This is a genomic window from Citrobacter sp. Marseille-Q5395 (assembly GCF_947057495.1).
GTDB classification, from domain to species: domain Bacteria; phylum Pseudomonadota; class Gammaproteobacteria; order Enterobacterales; family Enterobacteriaceae; genus Citrobacter; species Citrobacter murliniae.
Map to the genome: position 1 here is coordinate 57,598 of NZ_CAMSEL010000007.1, position 16,344 is coordinate 73,941.

At 52.9% G+C, this 16,344-nt stretch carries 10 protein-coding genes; 8 read left to right on the forward strand and 2 right to left on the reverse strand.

Annotated features, from left to right (window positions below; translation table 11 throughout):
• Window positions 1-212: 212 nt before the first annotated feature.
• The 8 genes from OH663_RS09960 to trhP all read left to right on the forward strand — a co-directional run bounded on the left by OH663_RS09960 (window position 213) and on the right by trhP (window position 13,186).
• Entirely contained in the window at window positions 213-1,460 is a 1,248-nt protein-coding gene (locus tag OH663_RS09960) for an MdtA/MuxA family multidrug efflux RND transporter periplasmic adaptor subunit (RefSeq protein WP_200012735.1), read from the forward strand.
• Window positions 1,460-4,582 (forward strand): MdtB/MuxB family multidrug efflux RND transporter permease subunit, encoded by a 3,123-nt coding sequence (locus OH663_RS09965; RefSeq protein ID WP_263525719.1) that lies wholly within the window; start codon window positions 1,460-1,462, stop codon window positions 4,580-4,582. Before OH663_RS09960 ends, OH663_RS09965 begins: the two co-directional genes overlap by 1 nt.
• A complete protein-coding gene (gene mdtC / locus OH663_RS09970; protein ID WP_048221090.1) occupies window positions 4,583-7,663 on the forward strand; it encodes a multidrug efflux RND transporter permease subunit MdtC in 3,081 nt (1,026 codons plus the stop codon).
• The gene (mdtD, locus tag OH663_RS09975; RefSeq protein WP_200012737.1) at window positions 7,660-9,072 is read left to right on the forward strand and encodes an MFS transporter; all 1,413 of its coding nucleotides are present in this window, start codon (window positions 7,660-7,662) and stop codon (window positions 9,070-9,072) included. The genes mdtC and mdtD overlap by 4 nt, the downstream gene beginning before the upstream one ends.
• A complete protein-coding gene (baeS, locus tag OH663_RS09980) occupies window positions 9,072-10,475 on the forward strand; it encodes an envelope stress sensor histidine kinase BaeS (protein WP_045444753.1) in 1,404 nt (467 codons plus the stop codon). Before mdtD ends, baeS begins: the two co-directional genes overlap by 1 nt.
• Entirely contained in the window at window positions 10,472-11,194 is a 723-nt protein-coding gene (baeR, locus tag OH663_RS09985; RefSeq protein WP_045444756.1) for an envelope stress response regulator BaeR, read from the forward strand. Before baeS ends, baeR begins: the two co-directional genes overlap by 4 nt.
• 138 nt (window positions 11,195-11,332) lie before the next feature.
• Window positions 11,333-11,665 (forward strand): YegP family protein, encoded by a 333-nt coding sequence (locus OH663_RS09990; RefSeq protein WP_045444759.1) that lies wholly within the window; start codon window positions 11,333-11,335, stop codon window positions 11,663-11,665.
• Between the two features lie 159 nt (window positions 11,666-11,824).
• A complete protein-coding gene (gene trhP, locus OH663_RS09995) occupies window positions 11,825-13,186 on the forward strand; it encodes a prephenate-dependent tRNA uridine(34) hydroxylase TrhP (RefSeq protein WP_048221087.1) in 1,362 nt (453 codons plus the stop codon).
• Between the two features lie 249 nt (window positions 13,187-13,435).
• Here the strand turns inward: trhP and clpA are convergent, their stop codons facing one another.
• On the reverse strand, window positions 13,436-15,712 hold the full coding sequence (clpA, locus tag OH663_RS10000; RefSeq protein WP_045444765.1) for an ATP-dependent Clp protease ATP-binding subunit ClpA: 2,277 nt from the start codon (window positions 15,710-15,712) through the stop codon (window positions 13,436-13,438).
• Between the two features lie 30 nt (window positions 15,713-15,742).
• The gene (clpS, locus tag OH663_RS10005) at window positions 15,743-16,063 is read right to left on the reverse strand and encodes an ATP-dependent Clp protease adapter ClpS (protein WP_003036810.1); all 321 of its coding nucleotides are present in this window, start codon (window positions 16,061-16,063) and stop codon (window positions 15,743-15,745) included.
• Between the last annotated feature and the right edge of the window lie 281 nt (window positions 16,064-16,344).

Consider the following 16,344-nt stretch of genomic DNA (forward strand, 5'->3'; position numbering starts at 1 on the left):
TTTGGCTTTCCTCCTTTTTGCCGTGCCAGCACTCTAACGCACAATGACGTAATCGCTATTTTCACCGCTGATTGTTGCGTAATGCCTCGCAAGCCGCGTCAGCATTCAGACGAATCCCTACAGTGTTTCATAATTCCTCCATTTTTCTCCCTTGTTCGCTGGCTAAACTAGTATCATTCCGCGAAACGTTTCAGGATGAGAAACTTATAACAATGAAAGGCAGTAACAAAACCCGCTGGGTGATAGCAATCGTGATCGTCGTGGCCGCCATCAGCGCATTCTGGTTCTGGCAGAACCATAGCGATCGCCAGGGAAGCGCGCCTGGTGCTACCGGGCAAGCGCAGCACACCTCTGGCCCTGGTCGTCGGGGAATGCGTTCCGGTTCATTGGCTCCCGTTCAGGCAGCAACCGCCACCGAACAAACCGTCCCGCGTTATCTGACAGGGTTGGGAACAATTACTGCGGCTAACACTGCGACGGTACGTAGCCGCGTGGACGGTCAACTCATCGCGCTACACTTCCAGGAAGGACAACAGGTTAAAGCCGGCGACCTGCTTGCAGAGATCGATCCCAGCCAGTTTAAAGTTGCTTTAGCTCAGGCGCAGGGACAGTTAGCGAAGGATAAAGCCACGCTGGCAAATGCCCGTCGCGACCTTGCCCGTTATCAGCAACTGGTCAAAACCAATCTTGTTTCCCGACAGGAGCTGGATGCTCAGCAGGCTCTGGTCAATGAAACTCAGGGGACGATCAAAGCCGATGAGGCCAGCGTCGCCAGCGCACAATTACAGCTCGACTGGAGCCGGGTCACGGCACCTGTGGATGGCCGCGTGGGACTGAAGCAGGTCGATGTCGGCAACCAGATTTCCAGCAGTGACACCACAGGGATTGTCGTTATTACCCAAACCCATCCGATCGATCTGATCTTCACCTTGCCTGAAAACGATATTGCCACCGTGTTACGGGCGCAAAAAACGGGTGCTCCGCTGAAAGTCGAGGCCTGGGATCGCACCAATTCGCAGAAACTGAGCGAAGGCGTACTGCTGAGTCTGGATAATCAGATTGACGTCACCACCGGTACCATCAAAGCTAAGGCCCGTTTTAATAATCAGGACGACGCGCTGTTCCCGAATCAGTTTGTTAACGCCCGCATGCTGGTCGACACCGAACAAAATGCTGTCGTGATCCCAACCTCCGCATTACAGATGGGCAACGAGGGTCACTTTGTCTGGGTACTGAACACAGAAAACAAGGTCAGCAAGCATCTTGTCAAACCGGGTATTCAGGATAGCCAAAAAGTCGTGATCACTGCAGGGCTGTCAGTGGGTGATCGCGTCGTAACCGATGGTATCGACCGCCTGACGGAAGGGGCTAAAGTCGAAGTCGTGGAGGCACACACCTCCTCAGCCACAGAAGAGAAAGCCACCGCTAGCGGGTACAGCAAAAAAGGAGCACGCTCCTGATGCAGGTGTTACCCCCAGGCAATACAGGCGGCCCATCGCGCCTGTTTATTTTACGTCCCGTCGCGACCACACTGTTGATGGTGGCAATTTTACTCGCCGGGATTATTGGCTATCGCTTCCTGCCCATTGCTGCTTTGCCTGAAGTGGATTACCCCACTATTCAGGTTGTGACGCTCTACCCAGGCGCCAGCCCGGATGTTATGACTTCCGCCGTCACCGCCCCGCTGGAGCGCCAGTTTGGACAGATGTCCGGCCTGAAACAAATGTCCTCGCAAAGTTCCGGCGGCGCATCCGTTGTCACATTGCAGTTTCAGCTAACCCTGCCGCTGGACGTAGCCGAACAGGAAGTCCAGGCCGCGATTAACGCCGCCACCAATCTATTGCCGGGCGATCTGCCGAACCCACCGGTCTACAGCAAAGTAAATCCGGCAGACCCGCCGATCATGACGCTGGCCGTCACCTCTACCGCCATGCCAATGACGCAGGTGGAAGATATGGTGGAAACGCGCGTGGCGCAGAAAATTTCCCAGGTCTCCGGTGTTGGTCTGGTGACACTTTCAGGTGGGCAACGTCCGGCAGTACGCGTCAAGCTTAATGCACAAGCCATTGCCGCTCTCGGGCTGACCAGCGAAACCATCCGTACCGCCATCACCAGTGCAAACGTCAATTCAGCAAAAGGGAGTCTTGATGGCCCAACACGCGCCGTTACTCTTTCTGCCAACGACCAGATGCAGTCTGCCGATGAATATCGTCAGTTAATCATTGCGTATAAAAATGGCGCACCAGTGCGCCTCGGCGATGTCGCCACCGTCGAGCAAGGAGCAGAAAACAGCTGGCTTGGCGCCTGGGCCAATAAGCAACAAGCCATTGTGATGAATGTTCAGCGCCAGCCTGGTGCGAACATTATCTCCACAGCAGACAGCATTCGCCAGATGCTTCCACAGTTAACGGAAAGCCTGCCGAAGTCAGTCAATGTCACCGTGCTCTCGGATCGCACGACCAATATTCGCGCGTCGGTTTCCGACACCCAGTTTGAACTGATGCTGGCAATCGCGCTGGTGGTGATGATTATTTATCTGTTCCTGCGTAATATCCCCGCCACCATTATTCCCGCAGTCGCCGTTCCGCTGTCGCTGATTGGCACCTTCGCGGTGATGGTCTTTCTCGATTTCTCCATCAATAACCTGACACTAATGGCGCTGACCATCGCCACAGGCTTTGTGGTAGATGACGCCATTGTGGTTATCGAGAATATTTCACGCTATATCGAGAAGGGAGAAAAACCGTTGAGTGCGGCCCTGAAAGGGGCAGGCGAAATCGGCTTTACTATCATCTCTCTGACTTTCTCACTGATCGCCGTGCTAATCCCGCTGTTATTTATGGGAGATATTGTCGGGCGTTTGTTCCGCGAATTTGCCGTTACGCTGGCAGTAGCCATTCTGATTTCCGCCGTCGTGTCACTGACCCTCACGCCGATGATGTGCGCACGTATGCTCAGTCAGGAGTCATTGCGCAAACAAAACCGCTTCTCTCGCGCTTCTGAAAGAATGTTTGATCGGGTCATTGCCGGGTACGGTCACTGGCTGGCTAAAGTGCTGAACCACCCATGGCTGACACTCAGCGTGGCGCTCGGCACACTCGTCCTTAGCGTCATGCTGTGGGTCTTTATTCCGAAAGGATTCTTCCCGGTGCAGGATAATGGCATTATTCAGGGCACGCTGCAGGCTCCACAATCCAGTTCATTTGCCAGTATGGCCCAGCGCCAGCGCCTGGTGACTGACGTGATCCTCAAAGACCCGGCGGTTGAAAGCCTGACCGCGTTCGTCGGTGTTGACGGTACTAATCCGGCACTGAACAGCGCGCGCCTGCAAATTAACCTTAAGCCACTGGATGATCGAGATGATCGCGTACAGAAGGTTATCGCCCGCCTGCAGGATGCCGTTGATAAAGTTCCTGGCGTAGATCTCTACCTGCAGCCAACTCAGGATCTGACCATCGACACGCAGGTAAGCCGGACACAATACCAGTTTACATTGCAAGCCACCTCTCTCGACGCGCTCAGCACCTGGGTACCACAGCTGTTGGAAAAACTGCAGCAGTTACCGCAGCTCTCAGATGTCAGCAGCGACTGGCAGGATAAAGGACTGGTAGCATGGGTTAACGTCAATCGCGACAGTGCCAGCCGTTTAGGCATCAGTATGGCGGATGTCGATAACGCTCTGTACAACGCCTTCGGACAACGGTTGATTTCGACTATTTACACCCAGGCAAACCAGTATCGTGTAGTGTTAGAACACGACACCGAAAATACGCCCGGGCTTTCCGCGCTGGACTCCATTCGCCTGACCAGCAGCGATGGCGGAATTGTGCCTCTGAGCACGATCGCCAGCATTGAACAACGTTTTGCCCCACTGTCGATTAACCACCTCGATCAGTTCCCGGTAAGGACCATCTCGTTTAACGTACCGGACAATCAGTCGCTGGGTGATGCGGTACAGGCGATTTTGCAGGCTGAAAAAACGCTCAACCTGCCGTCGAATATTACTACTCAATTCCAGGGTAGCACGCTGGCATTCCAGGCCGCGCTCGGCAATACCATCTGGCTGATTGTGGCGGCAGTTGTCGCCATGTATATCGTGCTTGGCATCCTGTATGAGAGCTTTATTCACCCGATTACCATTCTCTCCACGCTGCCTACTGCGGGCGTCGGGGCGCTACTGGCGTTAATGATTGCCGGTAGTGAGCTGGACGTCATCGCGATTATCGGCATCATTTTGCTGATCGGTATCGTTAAGAAAAACGCCATCATGATGATCGACTTTGCCCTCGCCGCCGAACGCGAACAGGGAATGGCGCCGCGCGACGCCATTTTTCAGGCTTGCCTGCTGCGTTTTCGGCCGATCCTGATGACCACCCTGGCGGCGCTGTTGGGAGCTTTACCACTCATGTTAAGTACTGGCGTGGGTGCTGAATTGCGCCGTCCATTAGGTATTGGTATGGTCGGCGGTTTGCTGGTCAGTCAGGTGTTAACGCTGTTTACCACCCCGGTGATTTATCTGCTGTTTGACCGTCTGTCGCTGTATGTGAAAAACCGCTTCCCGCGCCAGGAAGAGGAAGCGTAAATGAAATTTTTCGCTCTTTTCATTCATCGTCCTGTCGCGACCATTCTCATCTCCGTCGCTATTACCCTGTGCGGCATACTGGGCTTTCGCCTGTTACCGGTCGCCCCGCTGCCACAGGTTGATTTTCCGGTCATCATGGTTAGCGCATCGTTGCCCGGCGCGTCGCCAGAAACGATGGCCTCCTCGGTAGCAACGCCGCTGGAGCGCTCACTGGGGCGCATCGCGGGCGTGAACGAAATGACCTCAAGCAGTTCACTTGGTAGCACGCGCATTATTCTTGAATTTAATTTCGACCGTGATATTAACGGTGCGGCGCGGGACGTTCAGGCCGCCATTAACGCCGCGCAGAGCCTGTTACCGAGCGGGATGCCCAACCGCCCGACTTACCGAAAAGCCAACCCATCCGATGCGCCAGTCATGATCCTGACGCTGACCTCGGATACCTACTCGCAGGGTGAGTTGTATGATTTCGCATCGACTCAACTGGCGCAGACTATTGCGCAAATCGACGGTGTCGGTGACGTTGACGTCGGTGGCAGTTCCCTGCCCGCCGTGCGCGTGGGGCTGAATCCGCAAGCCTTATTTAACCAGGGGGTCTCGCTTGACGATGTGCGCAGTGCCATCAGTAATGCCAACGTGCGCAAACCTCAGGGGGCCATAGAGAGTGAAACACGGCGCTGGCAGGTACAAACCAACGACGAACTAAAAACCGCAGCGGAATATCAACCGCTGATCATCCACTACAACAACGGTGCGGCCGTGCGGCTGGGTGATGTTGCGTCGGTCAGTGACTCGGTACAGGATGTTCGTAATGCCGGTATGACCAACGCCAAACCGGCTATTTTGCTGATCATTCGCAAACTGCCGGAAGCTAATATCATCCAGACGGTCGACAGCATCCGGGCCAAACTGCCGGAGTTGCAAACCCTGATCCCGGCTACCATCGATCTACAAATTGCCCAGGACCGCTCTCCGACCATTCGCGCTTCGCTGGAGGAAGTGGAACAGACGCTGATTATCTCAGTCGCGCTGGTGATCCTGGTCGTATTTGTCTTCCTGCGCTCCGGACGCGCGACGCTGATTCCCGCCGTTGCGGTTCCGGTTTCGCTAATTGGCACCTTTGCCGCCATGTATCTTTGTGGATTCAGCCTCAACAACCTGTCGTTAATGGCACTGACCATCGCCACAGGTTTTGTGGTCGACGATGCCATCGTCGTGCTGGAGAACATTGCCCGTCACCTGGAAGCGGGGATGAAGCCATTACAGGCGGCATTACAGGGCACCCGCGAAGTGGGGTTTACGGTACTGTCTATGAGCCTGTCGCTGGTAGCGGTATTCCTGCCGTTACTGTTAATGGGAGGACTGCCGGGACGACTATTACGTGAATTTGCCGTCACCCTGTCGGTAGCAATCGGTATCTCACTTCTGGTTTCGTTGACGCTCACACCTATGATGTGCGGCTGGATGCTTAAGTCCACGCCTCCTCGCCAACAGTCCCGTAAACGGGGCTTTGGTCGTCTGCTGGTCGCTTTACAACAGAGTTATGGCACTTCACTGAAATGGGTATTACGCCACACGCGGCTGGTAGGCGTTGTTTTACTCGGCACGATCGCACTGAACGTCTGGCTCTATATTTCCATCCCCAAAACCTTCTTCCCGGAGCAGGATACTGGCGTATTGATGGGTGGGATCCAGGCCGACCAAAGCATTTCGTTTCAGGCCATGCGTGGCAAGCTTCAGGATTTTATGAAGATCATCCGCGACGACCCGGCGGTAGATAACGTGACCGGTTTCACCGGCGGTTCTCGCGTCAACAGTGGCATGATGTTTATTACGCTGAAGCCTCGTGGCGAGCGTCATGAAACCGCTCAGCAGGTAATCGACCGCCTGCGTGTGAAGTTAGCCAAAGAGCCTGGTGCGAACCTGTTTCTGATGGCGGTGCAGGATATTCGCGTCGGTGGAAGACAAGCCAACGCCAGCTATCAGTACACGTTGTTATCCGATGACCTTGCGGCACTACGTGAATGGGAGCCCAAAATCCGTAAAGCGTTAGCTGCCCTGCCCCAGTTGGCTGACGTCAACTCCGATCAGCAGGACAACGGCGCGGAGATGAACCTGACCTACGATCGTGACACCATGTCTCGTCTGGGGATCGACGTTGAAGCCGCCAATAGTCTGCTAAATAACGCCTTTGGCCAGCGACAAATATCGACTATCTATCAACCGATGAACCAGTACAAAGTGGTGATGGAAGTCGATCCACGCTACACCCAGGACATCAGTGCGCTGGATAAAATGTTCGTCATCAATAACGACGGGAAGGCAATACCGTTGTCGTACTTTGCCAAATGGCAACCGGCGAACGCCCCGCTGTCCGTAAATCATCAGGGACTCTCTGCTGCCTCAACAATTTCCTTTAACCTGCCAACTGGGGCTTCACTTTCTGAAGCGACAGAGGCTATCAACAGAACGATGACGCAGCTTGGTGTACCTTCCACGGTGCGCGGTAGTTTTGCTGGCACAGCGCAGGTTTTTCAGGACACGATGAACTCGCAGGTGATCCTGATTATTGCGGCAATAGCGACGGTTTATATCGTACTGGGCATGCTGTATGAGAGCTACGTTCATCCGCTGACGATCCTCTCAACGCTTCCCTCTGCTGGCGTTGGCGCATTGCTGGCGCTGGAGTTGTTCAATGCCCCATTCAGCCTAATCGCGCTAATAGGGATCATGCTATTAATTGGCATTGTGAAGAAAAACGCCATCATGATGGTCGATTTTGCGCTGGAAGCGCAGAGAAACGGTAAGTTGACGCCGGAAGAAGCGATTTTCCAGGCATGTCTGCTGCGCTTTCGCCCAATAATGATGACCACGCTGGCGGCGCTTTTTGGCGCACTACCTTTGGTGTTATCCGCAGGCGACGGCTCGGAACTGCGCCAACCTCTTGGGATAACCATTGTCGGCGGCCTGGTAGTGAGTCAGCTTCTGACGCTGTACACCACTCCAGTGGTATATCTCTTTTTCGACCGTCTGCGTCTGCGTTTTTCGCGTAAAAACAGCAAACCGGTAGCAGATCTATGACAGAACTTCCTGACAGCACCCGCTGGCAACTGTGGATTGTGGCATTTGGCTTTTTTATGCAGTCGCTGGATACCACCATCGTCAACACCGCGCTTCCCTCAATGGCAAAAAGCCTTGGTGAAAGCCCGTTGCATATGCATATGGTCATTGTGTCCTATGTATTAACCGTGGCCGTAATGCTGCCCGCCAGCGGGTGGCTGGCGGATAAGATTGGTGTGCGTAATATTTTCTTCACCGCCATCATCCTGTTTACGCTCGGATCGCTGTTTTGTGCCTGGTCCAATACGCTCAATGAGCTGGTCATTGCCCGCGTTTTACAAGGTGTTGGCGGCGCAATGATGGTGCCGGTCGGCAGGTTAACGGTGATGAAAATTGTCCCCCGCGAACAATATATGGCGGCAATGACATTCGTCACCTTGCCGGGTCAGGTGGGTCCGCTATTGGGACCGGCGTTAGGAGGCATTCTGGTTGAATACGCCTCCTGGCACTGGATTTTCCTGATTAACATTCCGGTCGGCATTGTCGGGGCAATAGCGACATTGATGTTGATGCCCAACTACACCATGCAAACCCGACGATTCGATCTTACGGGTTTTATGATGCTGGCAGTTGGCATGGCGGTGCTGACGCTGGCTCTGGATGGCAGCAAGGGAAGCGGAATTTCAGACATTACTCTGGCTGCGCTCGTTATCTGCGGCGTAGTGGCGGTCCTGTTATACCACAAACACGCCCGGCACAATCCGCGGGCACTGTTTAGCCTGAAGCTTTTCCGAACACCTTGCTTCTCGTTAGGCCTGTTTGGCAGCTTTGCCGGGCGCATTGGTAGCGGGATGTTGCCATTTATGACACCGGTATTTTTACAGATTGGCCTGGGCTTTTCACCGTTTCACGCCGGTCTAATGATGATCCCAATGGTACTGGGCAGTATGGGAATGAAACGCATCGTGGTTCAGGTCGTTAATCGATTTGGCTATCGTCGGGTGCTGGTCGCAACGACGCTTGGCCTGTCACTGGTCAGCCTGCTGCTGATGACGACCGCCCTGCTCGGCTGGTATTACGCCCTGCCCTTCGTTTTATTCTTACAAGGAATGGTCAATTCAACCCGTTTTTCGTCAATGAACACCCTGACGTTGAAAGATCTACCTGACGATCTCGCCAGCAGTGGCAACAGTCTGCTTTCGATGATCATGCAACTGTCAATGAGCATTGGGGTTACCATTGCCGGACTGCTATTGGGTATGTTTGGTCAACAGCATATCGCTATCGGCAGCGACACCACGCATACCGTCTTTATGTATACCTGGCTGTGCATTGCTCTCATTATTGCGCTGCCAGCCATCATTTTTGCCCGCGTGCCGAACGACACGCAACCCAACGCGGTGATTTCACGACGCAAAAGGAGCACCTGATGAAGTTCTGGCGCCCCGGTATCACCGGCAAACTGTTTCTGGCAATTTTCGCCACCTGCATTGTGTTGCTGATTAGCATGCACTGGGCCGTACGCATTAGCTTCGAACGCGGTTTTATTGACTACATCAAGCATGGTAATGAACAGCGTCTGCAAATGCTGGGCGACGCATTGGGCGAACAGTATGAACAGCACGGCAACTGGCGTTTCTTACGCAACAACGAGCGCTTTGTTTTTCAGATCCTGCGCTCTTTTGAACACGAAAATGACGATGACAAACCCGGCCCGGGAATGCCCCCACACGGCTGGCGCACACAATTTTGGGTTGTCGATCAAAAAGCACATGTATTGGTTGGTCCGCGCGGCCCGGTGCCCCGTGACGGTATGCGCCGCCCTATAAAAGTTAACGGTGCTGAAGTTGGGGCTGTCATCGCCTCTCCCGTCGAGCGCTTAACGCGCAATACGGATATCAATTTTGATAAGCAGCAGCGCCGAACCAGCTGGCTCATTGTCGCGCTCTCTACCCTGCTGGCGGCACTGGCAACATTTACCCTGGCGCGAAGCCTGCTGGCGCCAGTCAAGCGGCTGGTAGACGGCACGCACAAACTGGCGGCAGGTGATTTTACCACTCGAGTTACACCCACCAGCACGGATGAACTGGGCAAACTGGCGCAAGATTTCAACCAGCTTGCCAGTACGCTGGAAAAGAACCAGCAGATGCGTCGTGATTTTATGGCCGATATTTCTCACGAGCTGCGCACACCACTCGCAGTTTTACGCGGAGAACTGGAAGCTATTCAGGATGGCGTTCGCCAGTTCACTCCTGACTCAGTTGCCTCGCTACAGGCCGAAGTAGGTACGCTCACCAAACTGGTGGACGATCTTCATCAGCTCTCGATGTCTGATGAAGGGGCTCTGGCCTACCAAAAAACCTCGTTAGATCTTATACCGTTGCTGGAAGTCGCGAGCGGAGCTTTCCGCGAACGCTTCGCCAGCCGCGGATTAACGATCCAGCTTTCGCTCCCGGACAGCGTAACGGTATTTGGTGACCGCGATCGTCTGATGCAGTTATTCAACAATCTGCTGGAAAACAGCCTGCGCTACACCGACAGCGGCGGTGGGCTGCATATTTCTGCCGAACAACGTGACCGGCTGGTGCTGTTGACCTTCGCCGATTCAGCGCCAGGGGTCAGTGAGGAGCAGTTACAGAAACTGTTTGAACGATTTTATCGTACGGAAGGGTCCCGTAACCGCGCCAGCGGGGGGTCCGGGCTGGGGCTGGCGATTTGCGTCAATATCGTCCAGGCGCATAATGGACATATCCGTGCCGCCCATTCGCCTTTTGGTGGGGTTAGCATTACAGTAGAGTTACCGCTGGAACGCGATTTACAGAGAGATGTATGACTGAGTTACCCATTGATGAAAACACACCACGTATTCTGATTGTGGAAGATGAACCCAAGCTGGGACAGTTGCTTATCGACTATCTGCGCGCTGCAAGCTATGCCCCAACCCTAATCAATCACGGTGATCTGGTGCTGCCTTACGTGCGACAGACGCCACCCGATATGATTTTACTGGATCTGATGCTGCCAGGTACCGACGGTCTGACCCTGTGCCGGGAAATTCGTCGTTTCTCTGAAGTTCCCATCATGATGGTTACCGCCAAAATTGAAGAGATAGACAGGCTACTGGGGCTTGAGATCGGCGCAGATGACTACATTTGTAAGCCCTACAGCCCGCGAGAAGTCGTTGCCAGGGTGAAAACGATCTTGCGTCGTTGCAAGCCACAGCGAGAGCTGCAACAGATGGATGCTGACAGCCCATTGATCGTTGATGAAGGTCGTTTTCAGGCTTCGTGGCGTGGAAAAATGCTCGACTTAACGCCAGCCGAATTCCGCTTGCTCAAAACGCTTTCGCATGAACCGGGGAAAGTATTCTCGCGCGAGCAGTTGCTCAACCATCTTTATGACGACTATCGCGTCGTCACTGACCGCACCATCGACAGCCACATCAAGAACTTGCGCCGCAAACTGGAGTCGCTGGACGCGGAACAGTCGTTTATCCGCGCCGTTTATGGCGTGGGATATCGCTGGGAAGCCGATGCGTGCAGAATTGCGTAAACATCCCTCTCTAAAATGGCTCTGTCAGCTGGCGGAGCCTTCGTCACTAGCAACTCTGTGAATATCACCCATACTCTTACTGGCAATACGCTGTCGTTAATAACTGTTTGATATAAAATTTTTAATCAAGGAGTTCATATGGCTGGTTGGTTTGAGTTAAGCAAAAGCAGTGATAATCAGTACCGATTTGTTCTTAAGGCAGGAAATGGAGAAACTATCCTGACCAGTGAGCTTTACGCCACAAAAGGTGCTGCGGAAAAGGGGATCGCCTCGGTCCAGGTAAACAGCCCACTGAGCGAACGTTATGAGAAAAAAACGGCGACAAACGGCAAATTGCATTTCAATCTGAAAGCGGCAAACCATCAGGTTATTGGTACCAGTCAGCTGTATGCAAACGAGCAGTCGCGAGATACCGGAATTGCGTCGGTAAAAACCAATGGCATAAGTCAGACGGTGAAAGATAAGACCTGATTATCACTTCATCAGCCGGGTAACGCCAAACTGTCGCCCGGCGTTTTTCTTTACCTGTCTTCCCCGCAGCGCTACAATGCCCGCCCTTAATATGGGGGCACTCCCCTAACCGCCTCATTGAGTGAGGCGAGTCTGACCTGTCATCAGAACGAGAAAATTATGTTTAAACCGGAACTCCTTTCCCCGGCGGGAACGCTGAAAAATATGCGTTACGCTTTTGCCTATGGCGCAGATGCAGTATATGCGGGCCAGCCGCGTTACTCGCTGCGTGTGCGCAACAACGAATTCAATCACGAAAATTTGCAGCTCGGGATTAATGAAGCCCATGAACTGGGTAAAAAATTCTACGTGGTGGTAAACATTGCCCCACACAACGCCAAGCTGAAAACTTTCATTCGTGACCTGAAACCGGTTGTGGAAATGGGACCGGATGCCTTAATCATGTCCGACCCGGGTCTTATCATGCTGGTACGCGAAAACTTCCCGGATATGGACATTCACCTGTCGGTACAGGCTAACGCTGTAAACTGGGCAACGGTAAAATTCTGGAAGCAGATGGGACTGACCCGCGTGATCCTGTCCCGTGAATTGTCGCTGGAAGAAATTGAAGAGATCCGTAATCAGGTACCGGATATGGAGATTGAGATCTTCGTTCACGGTGCGTTGTGCATGGCTTACTCCGGCCGCTGCCTGCTCTCCGGCTACATCAACAAGCGCGATCCGAATCAGGGCACCTGTACCAATGCCTGCCGCTGGGAATATAACGTGCAGGAAGGTAAAGAAGACGTGGTAGGCAACATCGTACACAAGTATGAGCCTATTCCAGTACAAAACGTCGAACCTACGTTGGGTATTGGTGCGCCGACTGACAAAGTGTTTATGATCGAAGAAGCTCAGCGCCCGGGCGAATATATGACCGCGTTCGAAGACGAACACGGTACTTACATCATGAACTCAAAAGATTTACGCGCCATTGCCCATGTCGAGCGTCTGACCCAAATGGGTGTGCATTCACTGAAAATCGAAGGCCGTACCAAATCCTACTACTACTGTGCTCGTACCGCGCAGGTGTACCGTAAAGCGATTGATGACGCCGCTGCCGGTAAACCTTTCGACACCAGTCTGTTAGAGACGCTGGAAGGTCTGGCGCACCGTGGATATACCGAAGGCTTCCTGCGTCGCCACACACATGACGACTATCAGAATTACGAATATGGTTTTTCTGTTTCCGAGCGCCAGCAATTTGTCGGTGAATTCACTGGCGAGCGCAAAGGTGAGCTGGCGGCAGTACTGGTGAAAAACAAATTCACCGTTGGTGATAGCCTGGAACTGATGACCCCGCAGGGTAATATCAATTTCACCCTCGAGCAGATGGAAAACGCCAAAGGCGAGGCAATGCCGGTCGCTCCAGGGGATGGCTACACTGTGTGGATGCCGGTACCGCAAGATATTGATCTGAACTATGCCTTGTTAATGCGTAATTTTGCCGGGGAATCCACGCGAAATCCGCATGCTAAGTAGTTAATTATGGATATTTTTCGGCGTTCGGAAGATTCTTAGAAACCGATCACATACCGTTTCGTTCATTAAGGGTATTATCTGTTTCGCTGAAAAACATAACCCATAAATGCTAGCTGTACCAGGAACCACCTCCTTAGCCTGCGTAATCTCCCTTACGCAGGCTTATTTTTTGCCTCTGCTCCATCCGTTACCCAATTTCAGGCGAAAAAAAACCGGGCATTTACGCCCGGTCTGTTATGAGATAAGAATTTAATGTGCTGCTTCCGGTTTATGCTTTTGCGCACTCTGGAAGCCATACGTCAGCTCATTTTTCTCTTTATCCAGCGCGACTGTCACCTGCCCACCATCCACAAGCGAACCGAACAGCAGTTCGTTTGCCAATGGTTTTTTCAGGTTGTCCTGGACTACACGCGTCATCGGGCGTGCGCCCATAGCGCGGTCATAGCCTTTCTCTGCCAGCCAGTCACGTGCTTCCTGACTCACTTCAAGAGAGACGCCTTTCTGATCCAGCTGAACCTGAAGTTCGACAATAAATTTATCCACAACCTGGTGAATGACCTCAGTAGAGAGATGATCAAACCAGATAATATTGTCGAGACGGTTACGGAACTCCGGCGTAAATACTTTTTTGATCTCGCCCATCGCATCAGTACTGTTGTCCTGATGAATAAGCCCAATCGATTTACGTTCAGTTTCACGCACCCCGGCGTTAGTGGTCATTACCAGCACCACGTTGCGGAAATCCGCTTTGCGCCCGTTGTTGTCAGTCAGCGTACCGTTATCCATCACCTGCAGCAGCAGGTTAAAGACATCCGGGTGCGCTTTTTCGATTTCATCCAGCAGCAGTACCGCATGTGGATGTTTAATCACCGCATCCGTTAACAAACCGCCCTGGTCAAATCCAACGTACCCCGGAGGCGCACCAATCAGGCGGCTGACGGTATGCCGCTCCATATATTCAGACATATCAAAACGCAGCAGTTCAATACCCAGCGCTTTGGACAGTTGCACCGTGACTTCGGTTTTACCGACGCCAGTCGGACCAGCAAACAAGAACGAACCGACAGGTTTATGCTCGTGACCAAGACCTGCACGACTCATCTTGATCGCTTCAGTCAGTGCCTCAATAGCTTTATCCTGCCCGAACACCAGCATTTTCAGGCGGTTGCCCAGATTTTTCAGCGTATCTCGATCGCTCTGCGAAACACTCTTCTCCGGGATCCGCGCAATGCGAGCCACGACGGACTCAATATCCGCTACGTTGACGGTTTTCTTGCGCTTGCTGACCGGCATCAGTCGCGCACGGGCGCCAGCTTCATCGATCACATCAATCGCTTTATCCGGCAGATGACGATCGTTGATATATTTCACCGCCAGCTCAACCGCTGCACGCACTGCTTTTGCGGTATAACGAACATCGTGGTGCGCTTCATATTTGGGTTTCAAACCGTTAATAATCTGCACGGTCTCTTCCACCGACGGTTCAGTAATATCGATTTTCTGGAAGCGACGCGCTAACGCACGGTCTTTCTCGAAAATATTGCTGAACTCCTGATAGGTGGTCGAACCGATCACGCGGATCTTACCGCTGGACAGCAGCGGTTTGATCAGATTTGCGGCGTCAACCTGGCCGCCAGATGCAGCCCCCGCACCTATAATGGTGTGGATCTCATCGATAAACAGAATACTGTTGGTATCCTGTTCCAGCTGTTTCAGCAGAGCTTTAAACCGTTTTTCAAAATCACCACGGTATTTGGTTCCCGCCAGCAGCGACCCAATATCCAGCGAGTAAAGCGTGCAGTCTGCCATGACTTCCGGCACGTCACCCTGGACAATACGCCAGGCGAGGCCTTCAGCAATCGCGGTTTTCCCGACGCCAGACTCACCCACCAGCAGCGGGTTGTTTTTACGGCGGCGGCACAGTACCTGAATGGCTCGCTCCAGCTCTTTTTCCCGGCCAATGAGCGGATCAATACCGCCCACGCGAGCAAGCTGGTTAAGGTTAGTGGTGAAGTTCTCCATACGGTCCTCCCCGCCAGCTTGTTCTTCGCTATTTGGCTGATTACCTGAATCAGAAGACTGACTCGGTTCGTCTTTGCGCGTGCCATGAGAAATAAAATTCACCACGTCCAGGCGACTGACTTCATGCTTACGCAGCAGATACGCCGCCTGAGATTCCTGCTCGCTGAAGATGGCAACCAGCACATTTGCGCCAGTGACTTCATTACGCCCGGAGGACTGAACATGAAAGACAGCACGTTGCAGTACACGCTGAAAACTCAGCGTCGGTTGCGTGTCGCGCTCTTCTTCGCTGGCAGGCAATACGGGTGTGGTTTGTTCAATGAAGGCTTCGAGTTCCTGACGGAGCGCCACCAAATCCACAGAACACGCTTCCAGCGCTTCGCGGGCCGATGGGTTACTGAGCAATGCCAGTAACAAGTGCTCGACGGTCATAAACTCATGTCGGTGCTCGCGCGCTCTGGCGAAAGCCATGTTTAAACTGAGTTCCAGTTCTTGATTGAGCATAGGCACCTCCCCCAATATTTATGCCTGCATTCAGGCTTTTTCCAGCGTACACAGCAACGGATGCTCGTTCTCCCTCGCATATTTGTTCACCATCGCAACTTTGGTCTCAGCCACTTCCGCGGTAAATACGCCGCAGATAGCTTTACCTTGATAGTGAACAGCAAGCATCAGTTGCGTTGCACGTTCTACATCATAAGAAAAGAATTTTTGTAACACGTCAATAACAAACTCCATCGGAGTGTAATCATCATTGACTAATATCACTTTATACATAGATGGCGGTTTTAGCGCGTCGCGCAATTTGTCTTCCGCCAGCAGGTCGAAATCCAACCAATCGTTCGTCTTACCCATTGTCAGTCGTCATCTTCAGTTACGGTTACCGGCAGAATAACTTGCCGCTGACAAGAGCCTATGCGCACAATCAATCTACCTCAAGTATTAGATAATTATCATCTATCAGTGTCATTCGCGACATCTGTCACAGAACCGACAATAGCGTTAACTGCTTCAAATTTTGATGCATTTTTACCCTATTCCACTAGCCTGACGCTTGACGCCCCGCCTGATTTCTCTAAATTGTAGTCTCGAGAGTTGGCGAGGTTTTGAACAGCCCCCACTCCGCCACCGGTTCA

Coding starts and splice junctions, on each gene's coding strand:
- OH663_RS09960 (WP_200012735.1), top strand. CDS start 213: ATGAAAGGCAGTAACAAAACCCGCTGGGTGATAGCAATCGTGATCGTC.
- OH663_RS09965 (WP_263525719.1), top strand. CDS start 1,460: ATGCAGGTGTTACCCCCAGGCAATACAGGCGGCCCATCGCGCCTGTTT.
- mdtC (WP_048221090.1), top strand. CDS start 4,583: ATGAAATTTTTCGCTCTTTTCATTCATCGTCCTGTCGCGACCATTCTC.
- mdtD (WP_200012737.1), top strand. CDS start 7,660: ATGACAGAACTTCCTGACAGCACCCGCTGGCAACTGTGGATTGTGGCA.
- baeS (WP_045444753.1), top strand. CDS start 9,072: ATGAAGTTCTGGCGCCCCGGTATCACCGGCAAACTGTTTCTGGCAATT.
- baeR (WP_045444756.1), top strand. CDS start 10,472: ATGACTGAGTTACCCATTGATGAAAACACACCACGTATTCTGATTGTG.
- OH663_RS09990 (WP_045444759.1), top strand. CDS start 11,333: ATGGCTGGTTGGTTTGAGTTAAGCAAAAGCAGTGATAATCAGTACCGA.
- trhP (WP_048221087.1), top strand. CDS start 11,825: ATGTTTAAACCGGAACTCCTTTCCCCGGCGGGAACGCTGAAAAATATG.
- clpA (WP_045444765.1), bottom strand. CDS start 15,712: ATGCTCAATCAAGAACTGGAACTCAGTTTAAACATGGCTTTCGCCAGA.
- clpS (WP_003036810.1), bottom strand. CDS start 16,063: ATGGGTAAGACGAACGATTGGTTGGATTTCGACCTGCTGGCGGAAGAC.